General features: G+C 41.7%; 12 protein-coding genes. 3 read left to right on the top strand and 9 right to left on the bottom strand.

Annotation, left to right across the window (positions count from 1 at the left end; translation table 11 throughout):
- The first annotated feature begins 76 nt into the window (after positions 1 to 76).
- Together WG905_RS02140 and WG905_RS02135 are read left to right on the top strand one after the other, a co-directional pair.
- The gene (locus WG905_RS02140; RefSeq protein WP_339590044.1) at positions 77 to 907 is read left to right on the top strand and encodes a helix-turn-helix domain-containing protein; all 831 of its coding nucleotides are present in this window, start codon (positions 77 to 79) and stop codon (positions 905 to 907) included.
- A 48-nt stretch (positions 908 to 955) separates the two neighbouring features.
- Positions 956 to 1,540, top strand: coding sequence for a DUF417 family protein (locus WG905_RS02135; RefSeq protein WP_339590043.1), 585 nt, complete (start codon positions 956 to 958; stop codon positions 1,538 to 1,540).
- A 593-nt stretch (positions 1,541 to 2,133) separates the two neighbouring features.
- Here WG905_RS02135 and WG905_RS02130 read toward each other — a convergent pair.
- Positions 2,134 to 2,607 carry a hypothetical protein gene (locus WG905_RS02130; RefSeq protein ID WP_339590042.1) on the bottom strand — a complete coding sequence of 158 codons (474 nt, stop codon included), beginning with the start codon at positions 2,605 to 2,607 and terminating at the stop codon, positions 2,134 to 2,136.
- A gap of 296 nt (positions 2,608 to 2,903) precedes the next feature.
- Here WG905_RS02130 and WG905_RS02125 point away from each other — a divergent pair, with 296 nt between their 5' ends.
- Positions 2,904 to 3,545, top strand: a complete 642-nt coding sequence (locus tag WG905_RS02125) for a DUF6266 family protein (protein WP_339590041.1) — start codon at positions 2,904 to 2,906, stop codon at positions 3,543 to 3,545.
- 1 nt (position 3,546) lies between these two features.
- Here the strand turns inward: WG905_RS02125 and WG905_RS02120 are convergent, their stop codons facing one another.
- The 8 genes from WG905_RS02120 to WG905_RS02085 all read right to left on the bottom strand — a co-directional run bounded on the left by WG905_RS02120 (position 3,547) and on the right by WG905_RS02085 (position 17,711).
- Positions 3,547 to 5,688, bottom strand: coding sequence for a prolyl oligopeptidase family serine peptidase (locus tag WG905_RS02120; RefSeq protein ID WP_431844499.1), 2,142 nt, complete (start codon positions 5,686 to 5,688; stop codon positions 3,547 to 3,549).
- Between the two features lie 172 nt (positions 5,689 to 5,860).
- Positions 5,861 to 7,420, bottom strand: coding sequence for a RagB/SusD family nutrient uptake outer membrane protein (locus WG905_RS02115; RefSeq protein WP_339590040.1), 1,560 nt, complete (start codon positions 7,418 to 7,420; stop codon positions 5,861 to 5,863).
- Between the two features lie 29 nt (positions 7,421 to 7,449).
- Positions 7,450 to 10,692, bottom strand: a complete 3,243-nt coding sequence (locus tag WG905_RS02110; protein ID WP_339590039.1) for a SusC/RagA family TonB-linked outer membrane protein — start codon at positions 10,690 to 10,692, stop codon at positions 7,450 to 7,452.
- A gap of 245 nt (positions 10,693 to 10,937) precedes the next feature.
- Positions 10,938 to 11,297 carry a LiaF transmembrane domain-containing protein gene (locus WG905_RS02105; protein ID WP_339590038.1) on the bottom strand — a complete coding sequence of 120 codons (360 nt, stop codon included), beginning with the start codon at positions 11,295 to 11,297 and terminating at the stop codon, positions 10,938 to 10,940.
- 101 nt (positions 11,298 to 11,398) lie between these two features.
- Entirely contained in the window at positions 11,399 to 11,677 is a 279-nt protein-coding gene (locus WG905_RS02100) for a hypothetical protein (protein ID WP_339590037.1), read from the bottom strand.
- Between the two features lie 103 nt (positions 11,678 to 11,780).
- On the bottom strand, positions 11,781 to 13,316 hold the full coding sequence (locus tag WG905_RS02095; RefSeq protein WP_339590036.1) for a RagB/SusD family nutrient uptake outer membrane protein: 1,536 nt from the start codon (positions 13,314 to 13,316) through the stop codon (positions 11,781 to 11,783).
- 31 nt (positions 13,317 to 13,347) lie between these two features.
- Entirely contained in the window at positions 13,348 to 16,545 is a 3,198-nt protein-coding gene (locus WG905_RS02090; RefSeq protein WP_339590035.1) for a SusC/RagA family TonB-linked outer membrane protein, read from the bottom strand.
- Positions 16,546 to 17,024: 479 nt separating this feature from the next.
- Complete coding sequence (locus WG905_RS02085; RefSeq protein ID WP_339590034.1) at positions 17,025 to 17,711, bottom strand: DUF4397 domain-containing protein; 687 nt, start codon at positions 17,709 to 17,711, stop codon at positions 17,025 to 17,027.
- Positions 17,712 to 17,992 lie beyond the last annotated feature (281 nt).

Genomic DNA, 17,992 nt, shown 5'->3' with positions numbered 1-17,992 from the left:
ATCTGCTATCTCTGCTAATTCGCTATATTTAAATCAATCTGGCGGCAGTTATTGGCGCTGCAGAGGAGAACGCAACATGACTTTAAATAAAGATTACCTGATACTTGAAAGAATTGATCCTGATCATTTCAAAGATTATTATGCAGTACCATTTTACAATATTTTCCTATTGAAGGGAAAAGGCATGATCAGTGCCGATTTTGTAGATTTAGAATTTGATGGTCAGATTGCCTTATTCACCACCCCCTACCAGCACATCAAAATTTCTGGAACGATCGAAGAAGGGATGGAGAAACTTAGTTTTCATGGTGATTTCTATTGTATAGAATACCATAAGAAAGAAGTGGCCTGTAACGGATTGTTGTTCAACAATATTTACCAGCAACCTTTCATCTACCTCATAGATAACGAATTGAACGCTATCTTTGAAAAGATCGAAAAGGAGAAGGAGAAAAATCTACCCTTTACAGAGCCTATTCTAAAAAGCTACCTACAGCTGATCCTCGCTGTTTCCAGCAGGATCAAGAAGGTCGACCAAATCGATGAGGCGCCTGCACCTGGTTCAGCGATTGAAAAGTTCAGGGATCTGCTGGAAGAAAATTTTATTCAACAGCGATCACCCTTATTTTACGCCAATGCACTGTCATTGGCACCGAACAGCTTTACCAAACAATGCACCAAATATTTCGGGAAATCACCCTCTATTTTGATCCAGGAAAGGGTGATATTAGAAGCAAAGAAGCATTTACACCTTTCCTATAAAAGTATTAAGGAAATAGCAGGATTGATGAATTTCGATGACCAACACTATTTCAGCCGTTATTTTAAAAAATACACCGGTGTATCTCCTACCGAGTTCAGGGCCGACGTAGGGATTTCTATTGTGGCAGATTTATCCATCATTTAGGAAGATTTATCCATTTACCGGTGCAATTGGATGGGTTAATTTTGCTGAATGGAAAAAACACTGCATCAGTTTCTAAATTTCATGGCGAATTCACAGCGCTATTTTGTCAACTTTACCCGGATTGCAATATTTATTGTCATGGCATGGATTGGCGGATTAAAAGCCTTTCCATATGAAGCAGAAGGAATCATTCCCTTTGTTGCCAACAGTCCGCTGATGAGTTTCATGCTGGACAGACCAGCTCCGGAATACAATGAACATAAAAATAAAGAGGGCCAGCATGTGCCAAAAAATATCGAGTGGCACCATGCCAATAATACCTATATCTTCTCCTACCTGCTGGGTACAGTCATTGTTATGATCGGTGTTTTAGCGCTACTGGGCATTTATAATGCAAAGTTGGGCTTAATTGGCGGTTTGCTCACCGTGGGGATGTCGGTGGTTACCCTGACTTTTATGATGACCACGCCAGAAGTTTGGGTGCCCGCATTAGGAGGTGAACACCATGGTTTTCCTTACCTGAGTGTTGCCGGAAGATTGGTCATTAAAGACGTAATCATGTTAGGTGCTGGTTTATTGGTCGCCTCAGATTCGGCAATCAGCCTGTTAAAGCAAACAGCCAGAACAAAATAAAATGAAAAGACTATAAATAATGAAACCGGAGTTCCGCATCGTTCGAATTGGTTCCCCGGTTCCGTTTTATGATTGCCGTAGCGACCATAAAGTCATCAAATATTGTTTCCTTTTGACAAATATTGGTATGCCTGATCTTTTCAAACCAGTTTATACACTTTATCGTTACTTCGCTATATCCTGTTCCGTAGACACCCGTATAGCTTGTAAGTTCTGATTGGGATTCAGTTTATTTCACTTGGTTTCTCAACCTGGTTACTTTAAGCTCATCATCGCAGTCTCCTTTGATGCTGATAGCTGTTGATCCTTCGAAATATCCTGAATGTTTCTGCCCTTAGGCTTAATCCTTCTATTGGATGATTTCTCTCAGATTGTCAAGGTACTTTTTATTTGATAGATCTAATTTACAACATTTTATCTATACTTGTCAAGTGTTATTTTAAAATATCTATCAACATTTTATTAACAGACTAACCTTCGATTTCCACATATTATTAACATAATTCACACTGGTTACTGACAAGTTATTCACTGGTTACTGACAGGTTATCGACAGGTTATCAACGGGTTTATCCACCTGTTATCAACATCCACTATTTACAAACCACCGGACCAAAAATAAATTTACTTCTGTCAAAGCGAATGGGCTTACCTTTCACAAAATAAGATCTTCCCAAACTTGTTTCAATCTGCCCTACGCCTAGAATAAGGCTATCCCCGCGTTTTAAAAATGCTAATGGATTTTTATAAACTGTAGGGTTGTCCGTGCCGATCTTGAACGTATAATCTACAAACAGGGTATCACCACGGTACGCTCCATCGATTACCCCATCATTTTTTCCTTTCTCAAAATAATTAATGACCAGGTTGCCTGTAACTTCTTTACCATCATGTATTTTAAGCTTTAAATCTGCCTTATCACTAGAATCCACAGCGGCATAACATTCATTCGTAAAAAGCGAATCCTGCTTGGCGGCTGCATCACCAGTAGACTTCTCCGTGTTTTGTCCGCAACTGTAAACCAGGGGCATCGCAGCCAGCATGGTATATAACATCGTTCTTTTCATATTCTTTTTATAAAGTTAAGGTTCAACACTATAAGTTACAAAATTTAGAGCACACCATCAAATGATTTGGCGAGAAGGAAGAGAACACCGACGGTTGGGGAGGCATTGGTAGGGCGTTGCTAGGGCCTTGGCAGGGTCTAACCAGGGTTGCCAGCCCTTCCAACGCCCTGAAAAGGCCCTGCCAATACTTAAGAAAAACTTTGGTAATCATTTGTTTAATGTAAATTATTATCGTTAAATTAACAGTATAATTTTATAGATTAATATCAACCTATAAATCATTAAGCAAATTAATCATGGGAATATTAAAAAACGGACCATTTGGCGGCTTTACAGGAAAGGTGAATAACCTTGTATCCTATGAATTAAACGGTCAGCAGATCCTCAAATCGGTAGCGGGGCCTTCTAAAAAACCAGCTACAATCGCACAATTGAACAACCAAAAGCAAATGAAAGTGATCAATGCATTTGTCAAAGGCGCTGAAGCTTTTATCAAAACAGGTTTTCATCCGGGCGCTGTGGGCACGAAAAAGAACTTTCACAACCTGGCTGTTCAGTACAACAAGCCACAAGCAATGACCGGCTACTATCCAGACATCACAATAGATTATTCAAAAATTATACTTAGCAAGGGCAGTTTAACGCAAGCCACCAACGTTAATGCGACTTGGGTGGAGGAAGGTTTAAAATTCACATGGGAACATGCGGTGAAGCCCGTCTGGCCTGAAACAGAAGACCAGGTGATGCTCTTGGCTTATACAACGGAAAAGGACCTTCATTTTTATGTAACCAGCGGAGCTAAAAGAACAAAAGGCTGGGATATTTTAGAAATCCCAGCCTCCTTGCATCAAGAGCGTTTTGAGCTCTATGTTTCATTTGTGTCTAACGATCGTCTGGATGTAGCCGATAGTCAGTATATTGGTGCCATTGAGGCTTAACTTATTGCTTATAGTTTAAGCCCATATTGTAAAATAAGAACGCCCATTTGTCGGCTGTTTCTTCGATGGCTTTATCTGTAGGCTTACCTGCACCATGGCCGGCATTGGTTTGTATACTGATCAGCACCGGTGCAGGTCCACCCTGACTTTCCTGTAGCTTAGCTGCAAACTTGAAAGAGTGAGCGGGCACTACCCTGTCATCATGATCAGCGGTGGTGACCATTGTTGCGGGATATTTTACACCAGGTTTTAGCGCATGTAACGGGGAGTACTTGTGAAGATATTGGAACATCTCTTTGGAATCTTCGCTCGTGCCATAATCAAAGGCCCAGCCGGCACCAGAGGTAAATTTATGGTACCGCAGCATGTCCAACACCCCAACAGCAGGAAAGGCAACTTTCACCAGCTCAGGGCGCTGCGCCATGGTTGCTCCAACCAATAAACCGCCGTTCGAGCCACCCATAATAGCCAGGTAATCCTTCGAGGTGTATTTCTGTGCAATCAGGTATTCGGCAGCTGCAATAAAATCGTCGAATACATTTTGTTTTTGCAGCTTGGTTCCTGCCACGTGCCATTTTTCACCATATTCACCACCACCACGCAGGTTCGGTACCGCATAAACTGCTCCTTGTTCCAGCAAAGCGACTACCGACGTACTGAAAGCCGGCGTTAAGCTTACACTGAAGCCTCCATAACCATATAACAGGGTAGGATTTTTGCCGTTCAGTTGAAGTCCTTTTTTATAGGTGATGATCATTGGAACTTTGGTGCCATCTTTTGAGCTGTAAAAAATCTGCTTTGATTCATACTTTGCAGGATCAAAATCTACCCCTGGTTTTTTATACACTTCAGATTTCCCGGTAAGCAGGGAATATTTGAAGATTGTTGTTGGATAAACATAGGATGTAAAAATATAAAAAAGCTCTTTTTCATGCTCCTTGCTGCTGAAACCAGATGCCGTACCGATGCCAGGTAATTCAATTTCATGCTCCAGCTTGCCATTGCGATCATATTGCAACACCATAGAAACCGCATCTTTGATGTATTTTGCAAAGATCTTTCCACCTCCTGTAGATGGGCTCAATACATTTTGAGTTTCAGGAATAAGGTCCTTCCAGTTCTCTGGGCCAGGATTTGCCGCATCAACGGTTACCACACGTCCATTTGGAGCATCTAACCTGGTATAAATATAAAGTTTGCTCCCAACATTGTCAATCATATCGTGGTCTCTTTCAAAATTGCTCACCACAGGTAAAATAGGAGAACCGGGAACCGACAAATCTTTGATATACAATTCATTGCCGGAAGTAGAATTGGCAGCGGAAATGATCAGGTAACGCTCGTCTTCTGTTACCCCAGCACCGATGTACCGGCGTGGTGTTTTATCGCCACCAAAAATCAGCTGATCATCTTTCTGTGAAGTCCCAAGCTGATGGTAATAGAGTTTATGGTACTGGGTTAAGCCACTCAGCTGGCTACCTTCTGTTGGTTTATCATAAGTACTGTAATAAAAGCCTTTGTTGCCATGCCATGCTATTCCGGAGAATTTGATGTCTTTCAAAGTATCACCGATCATGGTCTTATCAACCGCTTTCATCACTACAGCGTCGGTCCAGTCGGAACCGCCTTTAGACAATTGGTAAGCTAATAAACTGCCATCTTTGGAAAAATTAAGATTTGCCAGGGAAGTGGTCGCATCTTTAGAGAAAGTATTCGGATCAAGGTAAACTTCTGGTTCGTCACCGTTTTTTTGACGGTACAGTACACTTTGGTTTTGAAGACCCGTATTTTTATAGAAATAGGTATACTCCCCTTCCTTAAACGGCTGTGAATATTTTTCATAATTCATCAGTTGTTTCAAACGCTCTTTGATAGCGCCGCGGAAAGGAATCTGGGATAAATAGTTTTGAGTTACTTTATTCTGAGCTTCCACCCAGGCTTTTGTTTTTTCAGAACGGTCATCTTCAAGCCAGCGATATGGATCTTGAATGACAGTACCGAAATAATTGTCTTGTATGTTTTCTTTTTTTGTTTCTGGATACATCATTCCGCTTTTTTGTAGTGTATTACTTTTTTGTGCCTGCACAAAAATAGGAAACAATGTAACAAGAATAACCAGACTGTGTTTAATGGATCTATTCATCGGTTTTTTTATTTTCTTTTAAAAGGTTTAAGAGTAGCGAATGCTTTACCTGGTGTCATGTAACGACTTTTTTGCCAGCTGTGAAGATAATCAAAAGAAAACACCAAAAAAAGACACCCCACATTTATGATTGTGGGGTGTCGATTGGAGAGACAAAATGTAATGAAAAGTCCTAATTTGGATATCCCGGATTTTGAGGAGTCAAATTAGGGTTATTTTGCAATTCAGGTCTCGGAAGAGGGAATAACAAATGTTTTTCCTGCAAGGCCTGATTAGAACTTAGGTTAACATGACCTACGAAATTATCAAATCCATTAGTCGTTTCGTTATATACTTTTCTCAAGCGTACCATATCGAACCAGGTGATCTGCTCATAACACAGCTCATGCCATCTTTCTCTCCAAACCGCCTCGCGGAAAGTAGATTGTGTATAAGTTCCTAAATCAGGAGTAACCAGCTTAGCCCTGTCCCTTATCCGTTTAAGGCCGTTGTAAGCCTCCGGAGTCGGACCGCCTAATTCGTTTTGAGCTTCAGCATGAACCAATAAAACTTCAGCATAACGAATCAAAGGCACATTCAGGTTGTTCGTTCTTGTACCAGCAACCCCTGAACTACCATTAGCAACGGTATTAAAGTGTTTAAAAATATAAGGAGCACCTAATTGAAATAAAGCACCATTACCATCTGTAAAATAACTGGTATAAAAATAACCTTCCCTGTCCACCGCACGAAGATCACCATTTTCATAAGACCTATAAAACTGAGCCGTAGGCACGGTACTACCTGTACCGGAAGCACCATTGTAAGTCACCGGCTTAAAGTTTGGATACATATTATCCATCGGATTGCTGGCCACCAGAGAATTGTATTGCAGCATAAAAATATGCTCCCGCTCATTCTTTAAACTTTCTCTGTGGACGTCTGCGTAAGTATCAAAAAGATTAATCACATTGGGGTTACTGTTGGCATAGGTAATTACTTCATTAGCCTTATCAGCAGCCAGCTTATAATGTGATGCACCTTTATTTAAAGGTTGTCCGGCCATGGTTAGGTAAACAATGGCCATTTCAGATTTCACAGCTGCCGTTGAAACCCTGCCTCTTTTATCCATCCAGGGCAGGCCTGCAGCTTCTGCAGTTGTCAGATCAGACACAATAAGGTTATACACCTCTTCAACAGGGGCACGCGCAGGAAGGAAGTCTTCAGAGGCGGTAGTTTGTGGTTTGGTAATGATGGGTACCGGGCCCCATAACCTTACTGCATAAAAGTAAGCCCATGCACGTAAAAAGTGCGCTTCACCCAAAATGCGTTTCTTTTGAGCTTCATCCATTTCGGGGATACCCGGAACTTTTTCCAGCACAAGGTTGGCTTGAGCGATTACACGATAAAGACCATTCCACCAATTGATCACATGGCCTGTGTTTCCATCATGGATTAACCCTAAAAGGTTGTTAAGGTCAGAATTCTGGGCCGTCTCGGTAGTTGCGGTCCCCGTAACGGCTTCTAATAATTGCCAGTTAGAGGAGAAGATACCGGCACCATCACCGATAAACCTGGTATCTGCATATACTGATGCAATAGCAGATTCAGCATGTTCAGGTATCGTGTAGAAGCTTTCGGGGGTAAGATTTGAGGGATCCTGTTCGTCCAGAAATTTGGAACAGCCGGATCCGAGCATGACACTTCCGAAGATGAAAATGCTGCATATATTTTTTGCGATGTTAAGTTTCATATCAGCTTAATATTTTTAAATAAAACACGTTATAGGGTAACATTCAATCCAACCATAAAAATGGTCGGTCTTGGATAGCTTTGCCAGTTCATCCCTTGCGAGAACACGTTATTGCCATCATTAGCATAACCACCCGTTGGCGTTGCTTCTGGATCACCCTGAAGTTCGTCTTTATGGATCAGGAAAAAATTCTGTGCAGACACAAAAACTTTGAACCTGTTCAAACGCATTTTTTGGGCCATGGCATCACCGAAGGTATAGCCCAGCAACAAGTTCCTTCCGCGTATAAACGAAGCATCCTTGATCCAGTGGGTATCCACATTGGTTACATAACCTGCACGAGTATCCCGTATTTCTGCAATTGGGGTGTTTTGATTTTGCGGTGTCCAGGCATTCAAGACTGTTTTATAACTGTTCGCCAGGGATTGTCTGTCTTCACTGGAGTGTGAGGTCATGTCCATCAAATCATTGCCTATTGAATACTGTAGTTCAACGGTAAGGTCCAGGTTTTTATAGCGGAAAGTATTCGTTAAAGCACCCCATGCATCCGGGCTACCATTACCGATGATCATCCTGTCAGCATCATTAATGGCATAATCTCCATTCACGTCCAGGTATTTAATATCACCAGGCAAAATGGTTTTACCATTACGATAACTTACAAACTTTGCTGCCTCTGCTCTTTCAGCCTCAGACCATACACCTAAACGGGTAAGTCCCCAGAAAGAACCGGCTTCTTCTCCAATACGAATAATGTTGGTCGGATTGGTGAAGTTTGGTCCGCCGATACCGAAGATATCAGCAGGAGTTGCAAGGGAAAGGATTTTATTTTTATTCATGGAGATATTGAACGTGGTATTCCATGAGAAATTTTCGCTGTTGAAATTCCGGGTATTGATCGCTAGCTCTATACCTTTATTTTCCATTGACCCGATATTTTTCCTGATGGTCGCATAACCACTGGTACGTGGTACTGGCGCATCCAAAAGCATATCAGTGGTCTTACGGTAATAAATATCTGCTTCCAGGGAAATTTTACCATCAAATAAACCCAGCTCTACACCAAAATCGCTCTGCGCAGTTTTTTCCCATTTCAAATCTTCGTTCGGCAACCTGTTGATACCCGTTCCTACTACCCTTTCATTGTTAAAAACAGCACTGTAATTAGAACTTAGCAGGGATAAAGAAGAATAAGGTGGAATTTCAGAGTTACCTGACACCCCGTAACTGGCACGAAGTTTTAAGTTGGAGATTGTTTTGCTGTCTTTTAAAAAGCCTTCTTCAGAAACTCTCCAGGCTAGGGCAGCAGAAGGGAAGAATGCAAATTTGTTGTTTTCCCCGAATTTTGAGGAACCATCCGCACGACCTGTGGCAGTGAATAAATACTTGTCCTTCAAACTGTAATTAAGCCTTCCAAAATAAGAATTCAGTGATTGTCTGGACTTTCCTGTTCCTACCTGAGGGTTTAAACTACCAGCACCTAAGTTATTGAATTCAAAATAATCGGTTGAAAATCCCCTTACCTGGGAACTCATGTTATTGAAGTTACTTTCCTGAATGGAAATACCTGCCAAACCTGTAAAGGAGTGAATTTCTTTAAAGCGTTTGTTGTAAGTAAGGAAATTCTCCACAGACCAAAAAGTCTCATTTCTATTTCTGGCGGCAGCAAAACCACGTTCACCAATATTTAGGGTACGACTGGTGAATTCATTGTTTTCCTGGCCAATAATGTTTGCGCCGATTAAAGTACGCAACTCCAGACCTTCTGTCAGCGTGATATTAGAATATAAACTAGCTAAGGTAGTTTGTGTTTCCAGCAAAAACTTAGTTTCATTTAAACGGTGAATTACATTAAAACGACCTTCAGCATTTGGATAATGCCTGTTGTCTGCATAAACACCATTTGCATAAGTTACCGGTAGAAAAGGAAAATCTTCCAGGATACTACGAACCGTCTGGTCATGATGATCCACCAGGTTTTCATCCTGGTTGGTATAACTTAATGTACCACCAACTTTCAACCATTTCTTTACCTGGTCGTCTATGGTGAACCTACCTGAATAGCGTTTAAGGTAAGAGGTTTTAATTAACCCCTGGTCATCCCTGTAACCTGCAGAAAAAGAGTAATTGGTACGCTCATTTCCACCACTAAAGCCTAACTGGTGGTTCTGTGATAATTTACTTTGCGTGGCTTCATCCAGCCAGTTGGTATCAAATAATGGGTTTCCATTGCTGTCAAACACCCTTGGGTCCTTTCTTGCCAAAGCTGGATTCCTGGTCACAAACCTGCCGGCGGCCCATCCTTCCGGGTCATACTTCTGCATGTTGGCATAAGCAAGGTCTTCCACGGCCAGGTATTCTGCAGCATTTAACACCTCAGGGAAGTTCGGGCCAACTGTAGGAACACTGAAATCCACATTATACGTAACTTTTCCTTCACCGGTCGATCCGCGTTTAGTGGTAATCAAAATTACACCGTTTGCACCTCTTGAACCATAAATGGCCGTAGAGGAAGCATCTTTTAATACTTCCACCGAAACGATATCATTCGGGTTGATATAGTCAATGGCCTGACTTGCCTGGGCTTGATTACCCACCGGCATCTGGATTCCATCAACCACGTACAAGGGATTGTTAGAGGAGTTAATGGAGCTGAAACCACGTATCCTTACGTTGGCTCTTCCGCCCGGCCTTCCCGAGTTGCTGTTTACCTGCACACCGGAGATCCTTCCGCTCAGGGCCTGGTTTAAAGATGCAGCCGGACGTTCCTGCAGTTGTTCCGCTTTTACAGATCCTACTGCTCCGGTAAGGTCAGACCGCCTGGCGGTACCGTAACCAATGACAACAATTTCATTTAAAGATTCATCTGTCGGGCTAAGTTGAATGTTAATGGTAGTTTGACTGCCCACAACAACTTCTTTCGAGTTATAACCAGTAAAACTTACCACAAGGATGGCCGATTGTGAAGGAACGTTGAGGGCGAAGTTTCCGCTCGCATCAACGACGGTACCGCTTTTTACACCCTTTACCACCACAGAGGCTCCAGGTAGTGGTAAACCGTTTTCATCTTTGACAGTACCCCTGATCGGAATGTCGCTTTGCTGAAAGAATTTCAGGCTTGATAAATTAAGGGATCTTTCGGTCTCGCTGACCGGGGATGCAGCAAATGCTGTGCTGGTGACAAAAGTTAAGAGAAAGAAACTTTTGCATAACAACATACCTGCTTTTTTCTCAAACCGAGGCCTGAGATAAATAGTAAATCGTTTTTTCATAATGAGGTTTTTATTTGGTTATTGCACTTTATTAAAATTGATGAAATTTTGGGGAACTACCAAGAGAGTTGGAAAATATATTTATTTTTAAATTTATAACTATATATTTAAAATAATAATTATTAATAGATAAAATAAATTGTTTTAAGATAAAATTATAGGTTTTGCACAATCGACGAAAACTTACATAAAAAACGGCCGTATCATTTTAATGAAACGGCCGCTATGTCGATAATTTAGGGTAATTAGTGTTCGTTTTCTGCGCTGAACCTGCAATTGCCGGGTGTGTGCGTGGGTTTAAGCAAAAGGTACAGTCCGAGGCCTATTAAAACCAATGCAAACATATAAGGCGACAAGGAAATGGTTAAAATGCTTTGCAAGGTAAACAGGCCGCCAATAAATACCAGGATGATCCAGCCCCCTGCTTTGAAGTGCTTACGGTAGCCGATTAACAATCCAATGGTTAATAGGATGGTATGCCAGCTGATGACCCAGCCGGGTATGAATACACCAATGTTCTGCACCAATGAAATAATTCCTATTGCCATTAACAGGACACCTATAATAAAATAGCGTTTTGATTTTTTGTTATTTAGCGTTTCCATGATCTTTTTTCTTCAAAACTACCACAGAAAACAAGGCAGATCCAGATGCTAGTGGTGTGCAAAGGAAAATCAACGGTAAACGGTTAAAAATAACCGGTAAATTACTTGCGCGCTACAAATTTATGGAAGGTGCTGGTTTCACCGTCGGCCTTTTTATCCTGATAAAGGAAATCAAGTTTCTTGGCATCAAACTCTGCAAAGAATTCCTCCCAGCTAACCTCTTCGAAATTATCGCTTTTACTGTGTTCAGGAAAATGTATCCTTAATACACCTTCATCTTCTTTTTTATTCGTGCCCTTAATTTTGGAAGGTACACCTTTTCTTTTCTCCACCCAGTTTTGGATGGTCTTGTGGTCATGGGTTTGATCTGAAGTACTCATCGCTATAGGTTTTAATTGCCAAATAATTTATCACCTTATAAAAAACATGATTTTAGGGCTGCCTCACTAAGGGCAGCCCTAAAATCATTTACCGCATTAAAAATTAATAACCAGGATTTTGAGGGGTTAAGTTTGGGTTGTTCCTCAACTCTGCTGTAGGCAACGGAAACAACAGGTGCCGCTCCGCTAATACGATCGTTGGGTTATCCGGGAAACTATGTCCTACAAAATCATCAAAGCCATTTGTAGTTTCGTTATAAACTTTCCTTAACCGTACCATATCAAACCAGGTAATTCCCTCGTAACACAGTTCATGCCAGCGCTCCCTCCAAACGCCTTCTTCAAAAGCAGCCTGGGTTAACCCTGCCAGTGGAGCCAACTGTGCACGGGTTCTAATGGCATTAACGGCATCATAAGCCTGTGCATTCGGACTACCGTCTGCACGGTTTTGTGCTTCTGCATAAATTAACAGCACTTCTGCATAGCGGATTTGAGGCCAATTTAAATCAGACTGTGTTGTTCCCGCAACACCCTGTGTGCCGTGTGCAACCACATCAAAGTGCTTAAAGATATAGGGCGCATTTAAAGGCTTTAAAGGGCCATTTCCGCCGTCATAATAGGAAGTATAGAAGAAACCTTCCCGGTCTACGGCCCTGAGGTCACCTGCTTCGTAAGAGTTATAAAATTGTACCGTAGGCACGGTAGTTCCTATCTCATCACTATAAGCGGAAACATTCTTAAAATTCGGCAGGAATTCCTGCTGCATCGTGTTACCTGAAATGGTAGCCAGGTACTGGATTTGGAAGATATGTTCTTCCCTGTTTTCCTGGGTGAGGCTGTGTAAATCGGCATAGGTAGGAAACAGACTGATGCCACTGTTGGTGATCACATCGAGCGCTTTATCCCTGGCCAGTTGATAATGGGAAGCGCCTTTATTAAGCGGCTGACCAGCCATGGTGAGGTATACCTTAGCCATTAAAGATTTTACAGCAGCGAGGGTCACCCTGCCACTGGCATCTTTCCAGGGCAAGCCTGCAGCTTCTGCCTGGCTAAGGTCATCCAAAATAACGTTATAAACCTCTTCTGAAGGACTCCTGGAAGGAAAAAAGTTCTCGGAATTAGCCTCCTGTGGTGCGGTTATTAAAGGTACATCACCATATAAACGCACCAGGTAAAAATAGGCCCAGGCACGCAGAAACCTGGCCTCTCCCAAAATCTGCGTTCTCCGGCTTTCATCCATTGGCGTAATGCCTGGCACTTTGTCCAGCACAAGGTTACATTGGGCAATGACACTATACAAGCCGGTCCACCAGTTTCTAACCAGTAGATTATCACCGTTATAGGATAAACCAACAAGGTTATTCAGGTCAGAATTCTGTCCGGTTTCTGTTTTTGCCGTTCCCGTTACCACTTCCAGCATGGAAAGATTGACTACAAAGATACCTGCACCCTCACCGATAAACCTGGTCCTTGCATAAGCGGCAGCAACCGCTGCTTCGGCATGCTCAGGAAGTGTATAATAAGTATCAGGAGATAAATTTGATGGATCTTCTTCCTCCAGGAATTTTTTGCAACTACTGCCAAACACCAGGAATACCAGCAAAAGTAGGGTTTGAATTTGTTTTATATTGAGTTTCATGATGATCAATGTTTAATGAAGAATAGTTAACTTATAAACCAATGTTTAAACCCAGTAAGTAAGTAGTTGGCTTAGGGTAATCGAAAAACGTCTGTCCCTGTGCAAAGGCATTTGAATAAGTGGTTACTTCAGGGTCATTGCCCCTGTAGTCGGTAATCAAAAAGAAATTTTGCACGGAAGCATACACCCTCAACCTGCCCAGCCTTAGCTTTTGTGTAATATCAGTTGGGAAGGTGTAGCCAATCAAGAGGTTACGCCCGCGGATAAAAGAACCGTCCTGTACCCAGCGTGTATCAACGTTGGTGACATAACCAGCCCTGGTATCACGAATGGCAGCAATTGGTGTATTTTGGTTTTGAGGAGTCCAGGCATTGAGTACAGATTTATAACTGTTGGCAATACCAACACGGTCTTCTGCCGAGTGGGTACTCATATCTAAAACATCACTGCCATAGGAATATTGAATATCCAGCACCATTTCCCAGTTTTTATACCTTAGGTTATTGATCAAAGCACCCCATCCATCTGGATTTCCATTACCAATAATCATCCTGTCGGCATCGTTAATGGCATAATCACCATTTACATCCTCATATTTAACATCTCCCGGCAACAAAGGCTTTCCGCCCCTGTAAGTATATTTGGCCGCTTCTGCCCGCTCACTTTCACTCCAGGTACCCAGACGGTTTAAACCCCAGAAAGAACCAACGGGCTCTCCCACCCTGATGATTCCTGTTTCGTTGGTGAAACTCGGGTTACCCAATCCAAAAATATCTGCTGGTGTAGCCAATTCCAACACTTTATTTCTGTTGATAGAGATGTTGAAAGATGTATTCCAGGTAAAATCTTTGGTGGTGATATTGGTGGTATTGATGGCAAACTCCCAGCCTCTATTCTGCATACTACCCACATTTCTGGTGATGGATGTATAACCGCTTGAAGTAGGCACCGGGGCGGCAAGTAACATGTCCGTTGTTTTCCGGTAATAATAATCGGTTTCTATATTAATCCTGTTATCGAATAATCCAAGCTCCATACCAATATCTGTCTGCGCTGTTTTCTCCCATTTTAAATCAGGGTTGGCCAGTCTGTTGGTACCCACACCCCCGATCCTGGTATTGTCGATGATGGCGGCATAGTCAGTACCCAATAAAGACAAAGATGCATAAGTATTGATTTCGGAGTTACCCGTTACACCATAACTTGCACGTAATTTCAAATTGGAAATGACTTTATGATCTTTTAAAAAGTCTTCCTCAGAAGCTCTCCAGGCGAAGGCACCTGAAGGGAAAAATGCATATTTATGATTTTCACCGAATTTAGAAGAACCATCTGCACGACCAGTGAAAGTAAATAAATACTTGTCTTTCCAGGTATAATTTAATCTTCCGAAATAGGAATTAAAAGAAAACCTGGATCTTCTGGATGCTCCCGGAAGCGGTCTGCTGGCAGAACCTAAATTATTTTCCCCAAAATAATCTGTGGAGAAGTTTTCGCCGGAAGCCGTGAAGCCAAAAATATTGGTCTCCTGCCACGATAAACCCAACACCGCATTCACCGCATGGTCAGTTTTAAAGGTATTGTTATAGGTCATGTAATTTTCAAATGACCAGTAATTCTCCCGGTTGTTATCAAGGAGCGCTGTACCTCTCTGGTCAAAAGAAAGTCCATACAAAGAACGACCATTGTACTCGCTCCGGCCACGTGTAACTACATTGGCGCCTAAAACACTGCGGAACTCTAATCCCTCCATCAGCGTGATGTTGGCATAAATATTTCCCAAAGTGTTTTGCGTTTGCAGTTTATATTGCCTGTCGGATAAAATGTGCACAGGGTTAGACCCGCCCTCTGCACCCGGGTAATTCTGGTTATCAGCCCAGGTGCCATCAGGGTAAGTTACGGGTAGAAATGAAAAACTTTCCGTAATCATACGCACGGAGTTGAGGCCGCCTGTACCGATATCAACGAGGTTTTCTTCCTGGTTAGTGTAGTTTAAGTTACCCCCTATCTTTGCCCATGGTTTTAACTGACTCTCTACGGTAAATCTGCCTGAATAGCGTGTCAAGTAAGAGTTTCGCAACAAGCCGTTATCATCCCTGTAATTGATGAAAACACCAAAAGTAGTTTCATTATTTCCACCTGAAAATCCGAGCTGGTGGTTTTGAGACAATTTATTTTGTGAGGCTTCTTCAAACCAGTCGGTGTCATAGAGCGGATTACCGCTGGCATCGAATAGCAATGGCAACGAGAGTCTTTTGATCCTTGGATCTGTATAGTTGCCTGCGGCGAAGCCGGCCGGGTCATAAATTGCAGCGTTTTCATAAGCAAGGTTCTCCACATCAAGATATTCTCTTGCATTGAGCATCTCCAGCCGGTTCGGACCAATGGTAGGCACACTGAAATCAACATCATAAGTAATTCTGCCGCCGGTAGAAGTTCCTTTTTTAGTGGTGATTAAAATTACACCATTGGCACCCCTGGCTCCATAAATGGCAATAGATGATGCGTCTTTAAGTACTTCCACTGAAGCGATATCCCCGGGATTGAGGAAATCAATGGCATTACTGTTTTGTGTTTGTGTACCAACGGGTAGAATAACGCCATCAATAACATACAAGGGATTATTGGTGGTATTGATGGAACTGAAACCACGAATCCGGACATTGGTTTGTCCGCCCGGGCGACCGGAATTGGAGTTGACCTGCACACCGGCAATACGACCTGACAACGCCTGGTTTAGGGAAGCCGCCGGACGTTCTGCTAACTGTTCCTGTTTCACAGAACCAACCGATCCTGTTAAGTCAGATTTTCGCCGTGTACCATAACCAACAACCACAATGTCATCCAGCCTGACCCCCTCCGACGGCTCGAGCCTGACGGTTAACGGTGATGTGCCATAGCCGGCGGTCCGGGTTTGTTGGTTATAGCCTAAGTAACTAAAGGTTAGCGTTTCACTAGGACTATCCACCTCGATGCTAAACTTTCCGCCTTCATCGGTTACCGTTGATCTGCCGGTTTTAACTGATTTAACGCTGACACCCGGAACAGGATTAGAACTTTCATCGAGGACGATTCCGGTAATTAGAATTTTTTGTGGTGAATTCTGGTAAAAGAAAAGACTTAGAGCATCACTCTTACCGCTAACTTCTGCAGTGGATGCTGCAAAAGCTTGATTCCCCATCAACAAGAGCACAGGAATACCTGTACAAAGTAAATGTTTAAGTTTCATATGGGTTCTTAGATTAGTAATGATTTCGATTTGATCAATATTTTTTAGCGCTAAAAAAATTGCAAGGGAGCTTGCTATGGTTACTTGCAATAAAAAATGATCAGAAACAAAAAGATTCTTAATAAAGGAAGAAGGGATGCTTGAGAATGATAAACCGATTGGGAGTTCTAACAGAATATTTGGTTGCTTTTAAATTCCTTTAATAAAAATGAATTTGAAGATTCTGATTGCCTTGTTTATCTCTTGGCCTTAAGATTTGCTTTTTAAGTTTTTAAATTTTTAAGTTTAATAAACATAGAATTAATCTTGTATTAAGGTAGGAAACTCTCTTTAAATATCAAAATTTTAGATAAGATTTAAATATTCGATAATTAACTTCAAAAAATAACCATTGGGACGAGTGTGCGTTCCATAAAAAAAGCCGGTTGAGGACCGGCTTTTTTGAAATACTTTTACAATTCTTTATAAATAAGCTGCTTTTAATTGTGAACAACCTGTTGCACTTCGATGTCTGCTGTTGTTGAACCTGTAATAAAAACGGTATAAATTTTATCAGGTAATAAAGCAGTCAAGTCAAAATTACCTAAACTGGTAGTTTGACCGGTTGCATACACATCAAGGCTCAGAATGCCTGGAGCCACCGTTACATAATTACTGGCCTCATCACGTTCAAGATCAACAATTAAATTATCCCCTGACCCGCGTCGGATGTCGACATCTTCAGGGGCGGCATCACTCAGGTGTATAAATCTCACCTTGACTTGTCCGGATGCTGGGACAGACATATCATCATTAAACACTTTAATTCTGGCTGATTGTCCCTGACCTGCTAAGAAAATGGTATAATACCGTCCTCTTTCAAAATCAAAGTTGCCTGTAGCATAGGGGGAGGCAGAACCATCATTTCTAAATTGAACTTCCATGTTGTTGCCTGAATTAGTGACTATATAGTCACTGGCATCTCCAAAAGCCAGTCCACCCGAAACTACCGTACTATTCGCAAGGAAAAAACCCTGGGGAGTTGAGCCCGGTGAGGCATTCACCACCTTAAGATTCACTGTACCTGTTTCATCTTCATCGTTATCTTTGCAGGATGTTAAGCCAGTAGTGATGGCTAAAATCGCGAAGCCTGTAAGCAGACTTTTGAATATTGATTTGTTTTTCATAATGTATTTTTAATAGGTTAAATGTTGATGGCAAGATCTCTACCACAATCAACCAATCAAAAACCACTCCTCATTAATAATAATAACAACAATTATCTTACTTATACAGTATACCTCAGTTAATTAAACATATACTTAATTTATGGCGCTAATTATGAAATTTTAAAGGTTATCTTTCCGTCATTTTTCCGTATAAAACCTGATACATCAAGGATTTGGGAAGAAATTATTTTTATGGCAAAGGCGGATTGAGTATTTTTAATTTTTTAAGAGAATACATT

Origin of the sequence: Pedobacter immunditicola, from assembly GCF_037482985.1 — a bacterium.
In the GTDB taxonomy this organism is placed as follows: domain Bacteria; phylum Bacteroidota; class Bacteroidia; order Sphingobacteriales; family Sphingobacteriaceae; genus Pedobacter; species Pedobacter immunditicola.
The sequence above is the reverse complement of the archived record's forward strand: the minus strand, read 5'-3'. Positions and strand labels throughout refer to the sequence as shown.

Coding starts and splice junctions, on each gene's coding strand:
- WG905_RS02115 (WP_339590040.1), bottom strand. CDS start 7,420: ATGAAACTTAACATCGCAAAAAATATATGCAGCATTTTCATCTTCGGA.
- WG905_RS02100 (WP_339590037.1), bottom strand. CDS start 11,677: ATGAGTACTTCAGATCAAACCCATGACCACAAGACCATCCAAAACTGG.
- WG905_RS02105 (WP_339590038.1), bottom strand. CDS start 11,297: ATGGAAACGCTAAATAACAAAAAATCAAAACGCTATTTTATTATAGGT.
- WG905_RS02095 (WP_339590036.1), bottom strand. CDS start 13,316: ATGAAACTCAATATAAAACAAATTCAAACCCTACTTTTGCTGGTATTC.
- WG905_RS02090 (WP_339590035.1), bottom strand. CDS start 16,545: ATGAAACTTAAACATTTACTTTGTACAGGTATTCCTGTGCTCTTGTTG.
- WG905_RS02135 (WP_339590043.1), top strand. CDS start 956: ATGGAAAAAACACTGCATCAGTTTCTAAATTTCATGGCGAATTCACAG.
- WG905_RS02085 (WP_339590034.1), bottom strand. CDS start 17,711: ATGAAAAACAAATCAATATTCAAAAGTCTGCTTACAGGCTTCGCGATT.
- WG905_RS02130 (WP_339590042.1), bottom strand. CDS start 2,607: ATGAAAAGAACGATGTTATATACCATGCTGGCTGCGATGCCCCTGGTT.
- WG905_RS02125 (WP_339590041.1), top strand. CDS start 2,904: ATGGGAATATTAAAAAACGGACCATTTGGCGGCTTTACAGGAAAGGTG.
- WG905_RS02110 (WP_339590039.1), bottom strand. CDS start 10,692: ATGAAAAAACGATTTACTATTTATCTCAGGCCTCGGTTTGAGAAAAAA.
- WG905_RS02140 (WP_339590044.1), top strand. CDS start 77: ATGACTTTAAATAAAGATTACCTGATACTTGAAAGAATTGATCCTGAT.
- WG905_RS02120 (WP_431844499.1), bottom strand. CDS start 5,688: ATGAATAGATCCATTAAACACAGTCTGGTTATTCTTGTTACATTGTTT.